At 66.3% G+C, this 13,209-nt stretch carries 13 protein-coding genes; 5 read left to right on the top strand and 8 right to left on the bottom strand.

Features of this window, described 5'->3' with window-relative positions:
• Positions 1 to 14: 14 nt before the first annotated feature.
• Positions 15 to 755: a FadR/GntR family transcriptional regulator gene (locus C9424_RS12975; RefSeq protein WP_116767232.1), complete on the bottom strand. Its 741-nt coding sequence runs from the start codon at positions 753 to 755 to the stop codon at positions 15 to 17.
• Positions 756 to 1,037: 282 nt separating this feature from the next.
• Between C9424_RS12975 and C9424_RS12970 the strand changes: the two genes are divergently transcribed.
• The 4 genes from C9424_RS12970 to C9424_RS12955 all read left to right on the top strand — a co-directional run bounded on the left by C9424_RS12970 (position 1,038) and on the right by C9424_RS12955 (position 5,249).
• Positions 1,038 to 2,111, top strand: coding sequence for an ABC transporter ATP-binding protein (locus C9424_RS12970; RefSeq protein ID WP_116767231.1), 1,074 nt, complete (start codon positions 1,038 to 1,040; stop codon positions 2,109 to 2,111).
• A 114-nt stretch (positions 2,112 to 2,225) separates the two neighbouring features.
• A complete protein-coding gene (locus C9424_RS12965) occupies positions 2,226 to 3,413 on the top strand; it encodes an ABC transporter substrate-binding protein (RefSeq protein WP_116767230.1) in 1,188 nt (395 codons plus the stop codon).
• Positions 3,414 to 3,484: 71 nt separating this feature from the next.
• Positions 3,485 to 4,414 (top strand): ABC transporter permease, encoded by a 930-nt coding sequence (locus C9424_RS12960; RefSeq protein WP_202615857.1) that lies wholly within the window; start codon positions 3,485 to 3,487, stop codon positions 4,412 to 4,414.
• Positions 4,415 to 4,427: 13 nt separating this feature from the next.
• Positions 4,428 to 5,249 (top strand): ABC transporter permease, encoded by an 822-nt coding sequence (locus tag C9424_RS12955; RefSeq protein ID WP_116767229.1) that lies wholly within the window; start codon positions 4,428 to 4,430, stop codon positions 5,247 to 5,249.
• A gap of 17 nt (positions 5,250 to 5,266) precedes the next feature.
• Here C9424_RS12955 and C9424_RS12950 read toward each other — a convergent pair whose 3' ends face one another.
• A complete protein-coding gene (locus C9424_RS12950; RefSeq protein WP_116767228.1) occupies positions 5,267 to 5,872 on the bottom strand; it encodes a HutD/Ves family protein in 606 nt (201 codons plus the stop codon).
• Positions 5,873 to 5,979: 107 nt separating this feature from the next.
• Between C9424_RS12950 and C9424_RS12945 the strand changes: the two genes are divergently transcribed.
• A complete protein-coding gene (locus C9424_RS12945) occupies positions 5,980 to 6,582 on the top strand; it encodes a phosphoribosylanthranilate isomerase (RefSeq protein WP_116767227.1) in 603 nt (200 codons plus the stop codon).
• A gap of 183 nt (positions 6,583 to 6,765) precedes the next feature.
• Here C9424_RS12945 and C9424_RS12940 read toward each other — a convergent pair whose 3' ends face one another.
• The 6 genes from C9424_RS12940 to C9424_RS12915 all read right to left on the bottom strand — a co-directional run bounded on the left by C9424_RS12940 (position 6,766) and on the right by C9424_RS12915 (position 13,209).
• A complete protein-coding gene (locus C9424_RS12940) occupies positions 6,766 to 7,494 on the bottom strand; it encodes a LamG domain-containing protein (RefSeq protein WP_237563439.1) in 729 nt (242 codons plus the stop codon).
• A gap of 74 nt (positions 7,495 to 7,568) precedes the next feature.
• Positions 7,569 to 7,748 (bottom strand): hypothetical protein, encoded by a 180-nt coding sequence (locus tag C9424_RS12935; protein ID WP_116767226.1) that lies wholly within the window; start codon positions 7,746 to 7,748, stop codon positions 7,569 to 7,571.
• Positions 7,745 to 8,122 carry a hypothetical protein gene (locus C9424_RS12930; RefSeq protein WP_116767225.1) on the bottom strand — a complete coding sequence of 126 codons (378 nt, stop codon included), beginning with the start codon at positions 8,120 to 8,122 and terminating at the stop codon, positions 7,745 to 7,747. Before C9424_RS12930 ends, C9424_RS12935 begins: the two co-directional genes overlap by 4 nt.
• On the bottom strand, positions 8,112 to 9,980 hold the full coding sequence (locus C9424_RS12925) for a hypothetical protein (RefSeq protein ID WP_237563438.1): 1,869 nt from the start codon (positions 9,978 to 9,980) through the stop codon (positions 8,112 to 8,114). The genes C9424_RS12930 and C9424_RS12925 overlap by 11 nt, the downstream gene beginning before the upstream one ends.
• 23 nt (positions 9,981 to 10,003) lie before the next feature.
• Positions 10,004 to 12,097 (bottom strand): glycosyltransferase, encoded by a 2,094-nt coding sequence (locus C9424_RS12920; RefSeq protein WP_116767224.1) that lies wholly within the window; start codon positions 12,095 to 12,097, stop codon positions 10,004 to 10,006.
• An 11-nt stretch (positions 12,098 to 12,108) separates the two neighbouring features.
• Positions 12,109 to 13,209 carry a hypothetical protein gene (locus tag C9424_RS12915; RefSeq protein WP_116767277.1) on the bottom strand — a complete coding sequence of 367 codons (1,101 nt, stop codon included), beginning with the start codon at positions 13,207 to 13,209 and terminating at the stop codon, positions 12,109 to 12,111.

The raw sequence follows: 13,209 nt of genomic DNA, 5'->3' as shown, positions 1-13,209 counted from the left end.
TCAGTGGGGTGAAGTCAATAGCGTTTGGCCTGCTCGGTCAGCAGCCAGTCGGTGGTGGCGGCAATGAGGGCCTTGACCCCGGTTTCGGCAGCCGCCGGCTGGTGGGCTTCGATGGCTGCCGCCACGTCCTCGAGGATCAAAGTGGTACGCCCGCGGTAGCCGGAGTCCGCGCAGGGCAACAGCGTGAGGGTGCCGAGATCGGCCTGCAGCCTTATCAGCTCGCGGGCCAGCCGCGCGGAGCGGGCAATCGCCGCGACTTCCAACAGGAACTCGGACAGCGCCAGGCGCCAGCTCAGGGAGTCGTCGTCCGCCGCCGGGATGAACGAGCGCAGCGTGGCGACGTCGGCGGCGTCGGAACGCCGGGCCGCGACACCTGCGCAGGCCGCCGCGATCGCCTGGTAGTGCAGAGCCAGGTCTCTGATCTGCAGCCGGCTCACCTCGTGCAGTTGGGCCAGGGCCCGTTCCCTTGAGGGCAGCACGTTGTCGGCGATGAAGCTCCCGCCGCTGCGGCCGCGCGCGGTCCGGATGATTCCCGAGGCCCGCAGCTGGGACAGCGCTTCCCGTGCCGTCACGGCGGACACCCCCAGGGCCGCGGCAAGTTCGGTTTCGTTCGGGAGCCGTTGGCCGCTGGTCAGCAGCCCTGTCTCCACCGCCTGTTCGATCCGGGCGCACACTTCGTCCACGAGCCCGCGGGATTTGATCGGCGTGAACACGGCCGCCAAGCTGCGGGAGGCGCCCTTCGGCGACAACAACATCAGGGCCTCCCTTCCCTCCGGCGGTCCGCGGCCGCCCCGGCTGAAGCATCCGTGCAGGAACCGAATGCAGCGTCTAAGTGCAGCGTCCGAGACCGTCTTCCGGGAGCGGTGCCGCCGTGCGCCGTCCGGGCTGATGTCATCCTAATCCGGGCTTTGCCGGAGGGTCTATACATAAAACCTATGAAGTAATAGCATTTTGGCCAGCAGCCCAGTGTGGACTGGATCACATGCCGCTGCGTGGCTTTCCCGTGGACGATCCGGCAACGAAGTAAGGCGCACCGTATGACCGAAACACTGGCCGCTGGCACCTCCACCGGAACCGACGAGGTCCCGGCGATCCGGCTGCGCAAGCTCACCAAGGTTTTCGGGGATACCGTCGCGGTCAATGCCGTGGACCTGGACATCCGCCACGGGGAGTTCTTCTCCATGCTCGGCCCGTCCGGCTCCGGCAAGACCACGGTGCTGCGGCTGATCGCCGGCTTCGAACTGCCGACCTCCGGCACCATTGAACTCGAGGGCAAGGATGTCACGGCGAAGGCGCCCTTCCAGCGGGACGTCAACACCGTCTTTCAGGACTATGCCCTGTTCCCGCATATGTCCCTCGTGGACAACGTCGCCTACGGGCTGCGGGTGCGCGGCATGCCCGGGAACCAGCGCCGGGAGCGGGCCCGGGAGGCCCTGGATCGCGTCCAGCTGGGGAAGTTCGTCGGCCGCAAACCCGCCCAGCTCTCCGGCGGCCAGCGACAGCGCGTTGCCCTGGCCCGGGCGCTTGTTGTCGAGCCGAAGGTCCTCCTGCTGGACGAGCCGCTCGGTGCCCTGGACCTGAAGCTGCGGCAGCAGATGCAGGTCGAACTCAAGGAATTGCAGCGCTCGCTGGGCATCACCTTCATCTTCGTCACCCACGACCAGGAGGAGGCCCTGACGATGAGCGACAGGATCGGGGTGTTCAACAACGGCAGCATCGAGCAGATCGGTACGGCACACGAAATCTATGAGCGCCCCGGCGACATTTTCGTGGCTAATTTCGTCGGCACCTCCAATATTTTCGACGCCGGCCAGGCCCAGTCCGTCTACGGCCGGGCCGAGCCGCTGTGCATCCGGCCCGAGCGGCTGCGCGTCGCTTGGGCCGGGGAACCGGAGCGCCGGGCCGGCGTCACGTCCCGGTCCGGATCGGTGACGTCGTTCGTGTACGTCGGGCACGCCACCCAGGTGCGCGTGCAGCTCGACGGCGGCCCCGCCGTCGTCGCGCTCGTCCCGGAAAAGCTTCCCGGCAGCGACGCGGAGCTGGTGAACCGGCCCGTTACCGTCAGCTGGGACGACGACGCCGTTGTCTGGCTCCCGGCGCACGGCTCCTGACTCCGGGGCGTGGAGGGCAGACACCCGGCCGTCCGCGCGGCGTTTTCAGCCCGCAGATTTTCGCTCCCAGCGATTTACCCCTACATCGATTCACCCCATCGAAAGGTAAGGATCATGGCACCAAGAACTAAGGCCTCCCTCGTGGTCGGGGTGGTTGCCGCGGCAGCGCTCGCGCTGTCCGGCTGCGGAACCAGCGGCGGTTCGGGTTCCTCCCCGTCGGCGCAGCCGACCAAGACCGAGATCGGCACCGGCGAAGGCCAGCTGTCCATCCTCGGATGGCCCGGGTACGTCGAGGACGGCAGCAACGACCCGGCGGTGGACTGGGTGCATCCGTTCGAACAAGAGACGCAGTGCAAGGTCAGCTTCAAGCCCTTCGGCACCTCGGACGAGGCCGTGACGCTCATGCGCACCGGGCAGTACGACGTCATCTCCGCCTCCGGCGATGCCTCGCTGCGCCTGATCGCCGGCCAGGACGTGCAGCCGGTCAACATGAGTCTGCTGAAGAACTACCCGGACATCTATCCGTTCCTGAAGGACAAGGCCTGGAATACCGTCAACGGTGTGAACTATGGAATGCCCCATGGCTGGGGCGCCAACCTGCTGATGTACTCCACGGACAAGGTCACCCCGGCGCCCACTTCCTGGAGCGCAGTGTTTGACGACGCCGCCAAGAACACCGGCAAGGTCACGGCCTACGATTCGCCCATCTACATCGCCGATGCCGCCGTCTACCTCATGGCGCATAAGCCGGAGCTGGGCATCAAGAACCCTTACGCCCTGGATAAGGACCAGCTGGCCGCTGCCGTCGATCTGCTCAAGCAGCAGCGCACGCACATCGGCGAGTACTGGAGCGATGTGGTCAAGGAGGTCCAGGCCTTCACATCCGGAAGCACCGTGGTCGGCACCACCTGGCAGGTGGGGGAGAACATCGCGGTCGCAGGCGGCGCCAAGGTTGCGACCCTCCTTCCGTCAGAGGGTGCCACCGGTTGGTCGGACACCTGGATGATCGGGTCCAAGACCAAGAATCCCAACTGCGCCTACAAGTGGCTGGACTACATCGCCAGTCCCAAAGTGAACGCCCAGGTGGCCGAGTACTTTGGTGAATCCCCTGCCAACGCGAAGGCCTGCGATCAGACCAAGGATCCCAAGCACTGCGAGACGTACCACTCCGGTGATGCCGCCTATGCCGGAAAGATCTGGTACTGGACCACTCCGGTGGCCGAATGCCTCGATGGCCGCAAGGACGTCAAGTGCACCGACTATTCGGAATGGACCAAGTCCTGGACGGAAATCAAGGGCTGACTCCGGCAACGGACCGCACCGCATCCGGAAAAGAACAGCCGGCCCCGACGGCCGGCAGAAACTAAGGCGAGATGGCACAACAGATGCAACAGCGTCCGCCCGGCGCACCCCGTGACGCCGGGGCTGTACCGCGGGCGAAGGCCCACGCGTTCTCGGCGCTGCTTCACCGCTCACCCCGGCTGAGGCTGGCCGCGCTGCTCACAGCCCCGGCAGGCTGGCTGGTGCTGGTCTACATCGCCGCCCTGGCGGCGCTGCTGATCACCGCGTTCTGGACGGTGGACACCTTTACCGGAGAGGTGTCCACCGTCTGGACCACCGAGAACATCGTCACGGTCCTGACCGATCCGGTCTATCAGCGGATCACCCTGCGGACCTTGTGGATCGCCGTCGCGGTCACTGTGATCGACATGATCCTTGCGTTGCCCATCGCGTTCTTCATCGCCAAGGTGGCCAGCGCCCGCTGGGAGAAACTGCTCGTGGTGGCCGTGCTGATGCCCTTGTGGGCCAGCTACCTCGTCAAGGCCTACGCCTGGCGGAACGTCCTGGCCGAGGGCGGCCTGCTGGAGTGGCTGGGGGCTCCGATCGGCCTGTCGTCTCCGGGCTACGGCGAGACCGCCGTGATCCTGACCCTGTCTTACATCTGGCTGCCGTACATGATCCTGCCGATCTACGCGGGCTTTGACCGGGTGCCCGACTCCCTGCTGGAAGCCTCCGGGGACCTGGGCGCGAAGCCGCTGACCACCATGCGCCTTGTGATGCTTCCGCTGCTGGTCCCCTCCATCATCGCGGGCACGATCTTCACGTTTTCCCTGTCGCTGGGCGATTACATCACGGCGCAGATCGTCGGAGGGACCACCCAGATGCTCGGCACCGTGGTCTACGCGAACGTCGGCGCCGCGAACAACCTTCCGTTTGCCGCCGCGGTGTCGCTGGTTCCGATCGCCATCATCATGTTCTACCTCTTCATCGTCCGCCGCACCGGCGCCCTGAACAACCTGTAGCGCGAGGAGCATCATGAGACTTTCCCGTAGCGCCAAGGCGGTCCTGGGCGTCGTTTCCGGGCTGGTGCTGTTGTTCATCTACACCCCGCTGATGCTGGTGGTGGTGAACTCGTTCAACGCGGACCGGACGTTCGGCTGGCCGCCGAAGGGCTTCACCCTGGAGTGGTGGGGCAAGGCTTTTGACTCGCCCGGCGTCAGGGATGCCGTCGTGTCCTCCCTGTGGGTGGCGGTGGTGGCGACCGTCATCTCGCTGGTGCTGGGGACTCTGCTGGCGATGTCATTGCAGCGTTACAAATTCTTCGGCCGCGACATCATCAGCCTCCTGGTGATCCTGCCGATCGCGCTGCCCGGTGTTGTCACGGGCATTGCCCTGAACAACATGTTCACCACCATCCTGGGCGTGCCGCTGAGCCTATGGACGGTGGTGATCGCCCACGCAACGTTCTGCATGGTGACCGTGTTCAACAACGTCATTGCGCGGCTCCGGCGAACGAGCGCCGGCCTGGAGGAAGCCTCCGCCGACCTTGGCGCCGGCGTTTTCACCACTTTCGGCCTGGTGACATTCCCCCAATTGCGCTCAGCCCTGCTGGCCGGCGGTCTGCTGGCCTTCGCGCTGAGCTTCGACGAGATCATCGTCACCACGTTCACGATCGGGGCCGGCGAGACCACGCTGCCGATCTGGATCCTGCAGAACCTCTTCCGCCCGAATCAGGCGCCCGTCGTCAACGTCGTGGCCGTCGTGCTGATCGTGGTCTCGATCGTTCCCATCTGGCTCGCGCAGCGGCTCTCGGGGGACTCGGTAGGCGTCAGCGGTGCCCGCGTGAAAGCGGACTAAGGCTTGTCCCTTCCTCGTTAGACCGTCGCGTCGATGGAGACGACCGCCAGGAAGCCGCGGCCCAGGATTTCTGGCGTCGCGGTATCGGAGCCGACGACGGCGTCATAACGGTTCAGCTCGACGGGCACCGTCTCCGTCCCGGTCCCGGGGCTGACGGTGGCCTGGCCCTGCAGGAGGATGCCGAACTGGCTGGCGAACAACGGATGGGCGCGCTTCTTGGACAGCTCGATGATGGACGTGTAGCCCTTGAAAGCGCCGTTGCGGGTGATGACGTTCAAGTCCCGGATGTCGCCGGTGGGCAGTGCCCCGGCAGAATCCGCGTCGCCGGAGAACCGGAACGGACGGTACTTCTCAAGCGGATGCTCGGCACCGTCCACGGTCAGGAGCAACAATTCGCCGTCAATTACCGTCAGCACGCGGTCCATCCCGGCGAAGGCCGAGAATGCCCCGGCTTTGGAGACCTCGGCAATGCTGACGCGCCAGTCCCACCCGCTGTCATCCGCTGTGTTTTGCAGGGCGGTTCGCGCGGACGCGGTCCGGGGATGGCGTGCCAGTTCGCGGGTCACCCCGCCGCCGTTGCGCCAGGGGTGGGCTTTGAGCTCGGCATAGCGGATGATCTCCATGGCTTCAGCCTATCGGCCCACCCCGGCTGCGGGCGCTGACGCAAAGTCGGCGCTCGCTGTCCGGTCTTGCTACCGTCAGAGGCAGGAAGCGTGCAGAAGGAGCCCGAATGTTTGTCAAAGTGTGCGGTCTCAGCACCCCCGAGTCGGTCCGCACCGCTGCCGAGGCCGGCGCGGACGCGGTCGGCTTCGTCCTGACCCGCAGCCCCCGGGAGGTCACCCCGGATCAGGTCAGGGGCCTGCTCACCCACGTCCCGCCCGGGTTGCCGGCGGTGGGGGTGTTCCGGCACGAACCGGCGGCCGACGCCGTCGCCGCGGCCCGTGAGGCGGGCCTGGCCTGGGTCCAGCTCCACGGCGACCGCTCACCGGCGGACGTCCGGACGGTGCACGACGCCGGGATGAAGCTGATCCGGGCCGTCACCATGGGTGCCGCCCCGGAAGCCTTCGACAACTGGGGCGAGGAGCTGCTCCTGATCGACGCCGCCGTCCCCGGCTCCGGCGAGGCCTGGGACTACGGCTCCGTCCGGGCGAAGGCTCTTGGCGGGCGGACATGGCTCCTCGCCGGCGGCCTCGATCCCGCCAACGTGGCCCGGGCGGCGGCGGAGGCCGGTGCCTGGGGCGTCGACGTCTCCTCCGGCGTCGAGTCCGCCCGCGGCGTCAAGGATCTGGCCAAGATCAAGGACTTCGTGCGGGCCGCCAAGTCCGCGGAATAAGGCCGGCCCGCCCCGCACACGCAGCGTCGGGCACACAACACAGGCATGCACAACACGGGGCACGCACCACAGCGCACATGCGGGAGAGTGGCAGCCGGGGAGGGTTCCCTGTCTGCCACTCTCCTGGCGGGCTGGCATCCAACGATGCTCCCGCCGGCTCACCTGTCCGCGTAGGGTCAGTTCCTATGAGCGTTTGATGATGACGTCGTCGATGTACTCGTCGCCCTTCTGCCGGTAGTGCTCGGCGCCCAGCTGAACCTTGCTCAAGCTGCTGCCCAGCATCTTGACGCTCGTGCTGCTGTACCTCTGCACGCCGTCGAACCACACCTGGATTGTCGACGTGCTGCCATTGGCGGTCACCCGCATGCTGACGTGGTGCCAGGCGCTCAATGTGATGCTCGAAGAGATCAGCTTCGTGTAGACAAAAGTGCCGTCCGGTGCGGTCACGCGCAGCCACAGCTGCCCGTTGCTGTTATACCGGTAGATGTCCGCAACCCGGGTGGAGCCTGAGAAGAACCGGAAGTACGGAACGTCATTGCCGGACACGCCAGCCACGGTGATCTTAAACCAGCCGTCTGCGTAGGAGGTCTTCGTCCCGGAGGGAAATGCCGGGGCGGAGAGATTTGCCAGCGAACCGGAGTCCGTGGTCACGTGCAACTTGGCTGAATGAGTGCCGGAATGTGACAGCGAACTGGAAATAGTTGCCGTGCCTGTTCCCGAGACTTGGGGCACGAGCCCGCACCAGCCGCCCGCCTCAAAACCTGTGGCGAGTACGAGGGTGCCCGGGTACGAGTTCGTCGGGGCGGGACTGCAGGTCGCGGCGGTAGCCGCCTGGGCGGAACCGAAAACAAGGGAACCGGCTACGAGCAATCCGAGCGTCCCCACCGTGCTGAGTGCTTTGAGTTTTCTCATTGACGATACTCTCCGTGCTTGGTTCGACTTGTTTGGGTGGGCTTGTGCCGCTGCGCCGAGCGGTCCGGCTTCGTTCACGCCAACTGCGCCAACTGGACCAGCTCTACGACGGCCGAGATGCCGACTACGGCCAGCAGCGCTGCAGTGATGATCACTACGGCTCGCGGCAGCGCCTGGTCCGGCTTCAAGACGCGCAGTACATCGCAACTCACGAGTGCCGCCACTGTGGCCAGTCCGATCACGACGATAATCATTTTGCACGCACCAGGACGCGCTTTGGCCTCTTGAGCTCGATGCCCAGGAAGGCGAGGGTCAGGATCGACAGGATGCAGACGCCCGCCGGAGGTGACCAGAGCCGCGCATAGATCATCGCCGTCGCCACCAGGGTGGACATCGCGAGGCTGAAGGCAATTGCGATGGCGATGCTGAGGGGAAGCGCGCCAGTAGCCTGGGCTGAGCGCGGGGGGTCGAAGCGGAGCAGCAGCACCAGCGCTGTCCCGGGACCGGCCAGCATCAACAGGCCAATCACCGCCAGGCGCAGGCCCTCGGGGCCGACGAACGAGAGCGGTATGGCGGCCACGGCGACGGCTGCCGTCGCGTAGCTCACGTAGCTGCGTTCACTTGGCATTGCTAACTCCTTCGATGTGAAAAATCACGCCGCCGGCGTTCTCGTAAACCTTCGTCCAGCCCGGAGTGGTGGCGCAGGTGGCGACAAAACGTTGAAGATCGCCCGCGGGAGTGGAGCCGCGAAGATCGGCGGCCTCCTGCTGGCTTTCGGTCACGATGAGGTACGCGCCCGCTTTGCGGGCGATCTGGCTTGCCGCGTCGCAGGTAAGCGGCGCCGCGTTGGGGACGGGCTCGGCAGCAACGAGCGCCCGGTAGTCATAATCCGCGTAGTGCTGGAATCTCCACGGGGTGTTTCGAACTGCCTCGATGAGGATGGAGCCGGTGGGCGCCATCGAATAGAGGCGGTTCACTACAGCGATTTCATCGTTATTGAAGCTCTCCATGCTGTCATTTCCGTAGCGGGAAACGACTGTGGACGTCGCCAGCACCGCGCCCATGAGCAGCAGCCCGATGGCTCGCCGCATGCCCAGCCCGGCGGACTTGTCCGACATCAGCGGCAGCACCACCAGGCACACGGCAAACGGCAGGCTGAACAGATACAGGCGCAGGAGTAATTCGCCGCCATACGGCTGGAGAGGAATCAACACCAGCGGCGCAAGGGCCCCGGCCGCTGCGGTCAGCCACGGCGCCTTCCGCCGGTAGCCCACAAAGGCGCCGACAGCGGCGAGAATCCAGACCAGCGCAACCTCGGCCATGCGCGTATACACGACGAACACGTGGGCATCACTGCCTGAGACCCTGGTACTCAGCGCACCGAAGCTGTTTGCGCCGATGTCACCGAGCGAGCCGAACAGTTGGCCGAAGTGCCCCTGCAGGAAGGCTGACGCCGCAAAGAGCAGCCAGCCGACCGGCAGGACCACGGCAAGAACCGGCAGGAAGCGCAACCGGAGACGGCCGGTCAGGAGCATTGCGGCCAGGATGGGGATCACGGCAAAGGGGGTGAGCTGATGTGAAGCCGTCATGGCGAGCAGGATCAGCCCGCAGACCACAACGAGCACTGCCGTGTCCGTCCGGGGCGGTTCCATGACGCCCTGCCGGGGGACCGCGCCGTCCAGCTTGCTGACATTGCGGGAAAGCCATCGCGAGAGCCGGGTGCGTTCCGTGGGCCACGCCCACCCGCCAAAGACGCTCAGCAGGCAGGCAATCAGGGTGAGCAGGAGGAAGAACGAATAGGCCTGCGGCGACAGATAGTCTTGTCCAATCCAGCTTGCCAGGTAGAAGATCCAGACGGCCGCCCAGGCCTGGCGCGGATTCGCCGTCAACCGCCGGGCCAGGGCCAGCAACGGTGCCAGCATGAGGATGTTGATCCCCACCGGCGCCCACGTTGCGATACCCATGAGGTCCTTGGCTCCCGACGCGCCGGAGAGCATTCCCAGAAGGTTGAAGAATCCGGGCCAGTTGAAGTACGCGTCCAGGCTGGGATCCAGCTGACCCGTTTGGGCAATGTTGTCGGCAATGCCCAAATGGCGGAAGCTCGCCTCAAGGCGGGGCAAGCCGTGGATGACGGGATCGGCACCGTTCAGGACAACCGCCGTGACCAGAAGTTGCCAGGTCAAGAGCGCCGGAACGAGCCTGCGGAGGCTCAGCGAGGCGACGAATCCGACCAGGCTGAGTGCGAGTGCGACAAAATAGGCTGGCGGGAGGACGTCGATGAGTCCGGCCCCGCCGATCCTCAGGGGGTCGACCTGCGTCATGCTCCAGACGCCGAGGACGAGGGCGGCCGCGGCCACCGCAGCCAGGGCGCCGACATGCCACGTAGGAGTCAGGCCGAGGTTGCGGTGGGTGGGCGGTTTGGCACCGCCGTCCCGAAGCCGCGCATCATGCCGGTGGGGGGTGCGCACAGGGGGGCTTGCTGCCATGTCGTGTGTCATGATTTCTCGATTCAGGTCGGCTGGTGGCGCGCCGCTGAAGGAATCTCGCCTGCGGTGGCGGCGGGCTTCACTCGGGTCAGGGTGACCAGACGCCGAGCAGCGATCACTGACGCTGTCGCTTGGGCGACGGCCCAGAGCACGGAGACGCCGGTGAGGCCGTAGTTGACGGCCACGGCCGCGGCGGGAGCCACGACCAGGACGGCGGCCAGAGTGGCGACCACTGTGGCTTCGAAGAGTCGCCCTTGGGCCCGGCACAGCCCGTAGTAGACCTGCGTAACGCAGCTCAGGAGAAGTGCCGGAACGAGTACGGGAAGAAGAACCCACGCGGACGCATACTGCGGCCCGAGGAAGCTCAGGAGCAGGGGCCCGGCAACCACCAGGATCAGGCCGGCCACGAGAGTCAGGACCAGGCTGGCCCGGAGCGCTGAGGCGACGAGGCCCGGCCGCGCCCGCGTTCCCGCTAGGGCCGTCTGCAGGGTGAAGCCCGCTGACTGCGGGACGAAGAACACCGCCGAGGCCATCATCCACACTATGTACCAGGCGGCAGTGGAGGAGGGGCCCAGGGTGGATGCGACGATGAGCGGAAGCACGTAGCCGGGCGCACGGTCGGCGAGCATGAGGGCGTGGTTGGGGAGCCCCGGTTTCAGGAGTTTCAGGGCCGGGCCGGGCCGGAGACCATGCCTCCAGTCCGGGGATACCTTGGCCCGGGCAAGCTGGCGAAACCCCACGAGGACGCTAGCCAGCGCACCGGCCGCAACGGCGCCGACAACGACGGACAGGTCCCGGATTCCGACGGCGAACCCGGCGGCCAGGAAGGCAAGCTGCACAAGGCTCTGCACCAGGCTCCGGACCAGGGTGCGGTCGGCGCGTTGCTGGGCCACGCCCACATGATCCAGCTGGTACGCGCTGGCGGCCAGGAGCGCCGTGGCCAGGAACAGGACCGTGACCACGGGATCGTTCCAGGCCTCGCCCACGCCCGTGCCGAGCCACCGCGTGACCACGACCAGCAGGCCCGCGCCAAACAGGGAAGACGTAGCGACGGTGAGCAGGCTTGTGGCGACGAGGCGCCGGCCGCCGTCAGTTTCCGTCGGAAGCAGTGTGAGCGTGGCGGGGCCGACGCCGAGCATCCCCAGCTGAACGGTCAGGAGGGCGGCAGACACCACCGCGGATCCGAGGCCTATTTGCTCCGGGGGCAGGACGAGGGCCGCCAGCGCCCAGAACAAAAAACCCGTGACCATCGGCGCGATCCGCGCGGCGGCAAGCCAGGCCGCGTTCCCTCCAACCGAGATGGGCTTATGGGCCGGGCGCAGGATCTCGCCGAACATGGCGCGGTAGTTGTAGAGGAAAAACCCCATCCAGTACGGCAGGAAGCGGGGAGCCTTGAAGAGGGACAGGCCCACGCCGCGCACTGTGGCCAGCAGGGGCAGCATCGCCATCCAGCCGGCACGGCCCGGATGCTTTCGGACGGTTCGGGCCATCCCGGCCCCGTCCTGGAGCCACTGATCGCGGGCGTAGTCAAACGTGTCATCGAACCGGTGCCTGACCACGACGGAATCGGAAACGCCAAGCCGGTACCCTGCCTGCTCCAGGCGGATCCTGAGCTCCACATCCTCCCCGGAACGGAATTCGTCGTCGAACCCGACCGAAAGCAGCACGTCGCGGCGCATCAGTGTGGCGCTCACGCCGAACCAGCCGCGCACCCGGCTGTGGTTGTGGTGCCAGGCCAGCGCCGCCCCCCAATACCCGGGGCCGTCGGCTTCGCTGGCCAGACCGAACTGCAGGCCGTCGTAGCCGCCGGACTCGAATTCGTCGAGCAACCGGCGCAGGCTGTCCGGCGGAAGGACGACGTCGGCGTCGATCAGGGCGACTACCTCACCAGTGGCGGTTCGGGCTCCGAGCATGCGCGCGGCCGGCAAGCCGCGACCTTCGTCGGAGATGACGGTTGCCCCGCACTCGCGGGCGATTGCGGCGGTGTCATCCGTCGAACAGCCGTCGACGACGATCATCTCGTGCGGATGTTGGCTGCGGATTGACTCGAGGCACTCGCGCAGCCAGGCTGCGGCATTGCGCGCCGGAACCACGACCGACACCTTCAGATCGCTCACCTGGACTCGCCTCACTCATCCAGTTTTGAGCGGACCAGGTTCGCGATGTAGTCAGAGGCCTGGTCCGCGGACCAGGCGGCGGGCAGCCGGAGCAGCCAGCAGGGAACGTCCTCCAGGGCCCGTCGCACCACGGCCGCTTTTTGGCCGAAATGATCCTCCAGCGGGACGAGGCTGGTGGCACCGAGGGCCTCGACGAGCCGCCGCGACACCATGGGCAGTTCCGAATGGAAGTTGCCGACGATCCGGGACGTCATCCACTCGGCGCTTCGTGCTTCCAGCCGTGCGTCCGCGCCGTCAAAGCGTTCAAGGAAGATGGCGAGCTGGGTCGGCGCCGCGGAGGAGATCCGTTGCGCTCCGAAGACATGCTCCGGCTGCACCATGCGGTGTTCGGGGGACCATCGCCGCGTGAAGGCGGCCGTTTTCGGATAGCGGACAATGACCGGGTGGACTGCCGTGGCCAGGTGGGCCACTGGTTTTGTCATCCATCCGGGGGCCAGGGGCTTGCGGGTCCCCCGGAACATGTCCGGGTAGATGGCACGGTGGTGGGGTTTGATGAACATCGGTTTGGCGTAGCCCATGAGCATTCCGCCGGCGCCCATGAAGGCCCAGTCGTCGGCCATGAACCGCACATCGGGCATCGCGACCAGCTTCGCCACCGTGCTGGTCTTTCCGACCCCGCCCCAGGCCGGCAGGAGAACCCCGGAACCGCGGAAGTCCACCACCGCGGCATGGATCATCGCCGTCTCCTCCTGAACGCACAGACGGTCCAGCAACGGGATAACAGAGGTCAGGAGTTCACCGGCGCCTTCGACCCGGTAACCGTCCTTCGTCTCGAGGATCTGGACGTGGTCTGCCGGAATGTAGAGGGAGTCTCCCGTGAAACGGTAGGCATCCTCCGCGTGCGACTGGCTGGAAATCGGCGATATCTGTCCGCCGACGGTTATCCGCCGTGGCGCACTGGAGTCCCCCAGGAACGGGGCGAACATATCCCGCAGTTGCGGTTCACCCGGCGTCCCGGCCTCGACATCTATGCCTACGATCCCGTGGACGTCGAAGGAGGCTCCTGCAGATGCACTAATCGGCTGTTTCACGTCGCGTTCAGACTGGCTCAT

It is taken from the genome of Arthrobacter sp. H-02-3, assembly GCF_003097355.1.
GTDB lineage: Bacteria > Actinomycetota > Actinomycetes > Actinomycetales > Micrococcaceae > Arthrobacter > Arthrobacter humicola.
Note: the sequence above shows the minus strand (reverse complement) of the source record. Positions and strands in the feature narration are given on the sequence as shown.

Bases quoted from the DNA above. Each gene is read 5' to 3' on its own strand.
- C9424_RS12940 (WP_237563439.1), bottom strand. From the start codon at position 7,494: ATGAGAAAACTCAAAGCACTCAGCACGGTGGGGACGCTCGGATTGCTC.
- C9424_RS12965 (WP_116767230.1), top strand. From the start codon at position 2,226: ATGGCACCAAGAACTAAGGCCTCCCTCGTGGTCGGGGTGGTTGCCGCG.
- C9424_RS12960 (WP_202615857.1), top strand. From the start codon at position 3,485: ATGGCACAACAGATGCAACAGCGTCCGCCCGGCGCACCCCGTGACGCC.
- C9424_RS12925 (WP_237563438.1), bottom strand. From the start codon at position 9,980: ATGGCAGCAAGCCCCCCTGTGCGCACCCCCCACCGGCATGATGCGCGG.
- C9424_RS12945 (WP_116767227.1), top strand. From the start codon at position 5,980: ATGTTTGTCAAAGTGTGCGGTCTCAGCACCCCCGAGTCGGTCCGCACC.
- C9424_RS12955 (WP_116767229.1), top strand. From the start codon at position 4,428: ATGAGACTTTCCCGTAGCGCCAAGGCGGTCCTGGGCGTCGTTTCCGGG.
- C9424_RS12950 (WP_116767228.1), bottom strand. From the start codon at position 5,872: ATGGAGATCATCCGCTATGCCGAGCTCAAAGCCCACCCCTGGCGCAAC.
- C9424_RS12975 (WP_116767232.1), bottom strand. From the start codon at position 755: ATGTTGTTGTCGCCGAAGGGCGCCTCCCGCAGCTTGGCGGCCGTGTTC.
- C9424_RS12930 (WP_116767225.1), bottom strand. From the start codon at position 8,122: ATGCCAAGTGAACGCAGCTACGTGAGCTACGCGACGGCAGCCGTCGCC.
- C9424_RS12915 (WP_116767277.1), bottom strand. From the start codon at position 13,209: ATGAGCCAGTCTGAACGCGACGTGAAACAGCCGATTAGTGCATCTGCA.
- C9424_RS12970 (WP_116767231.1), top strand. From the start codon at position 1,038: ATGACCGAAACACTGGCCGCTGGCACCTCCACCGGAACCGACGAGGTC.
- C9424_RS12935 (WP_116767226.1), bottom strand. From the start codon at position 7,748: ATGATTATCGTCGTGATCGGACTGGCCACAGTGGCGGCACTCGTGAGT.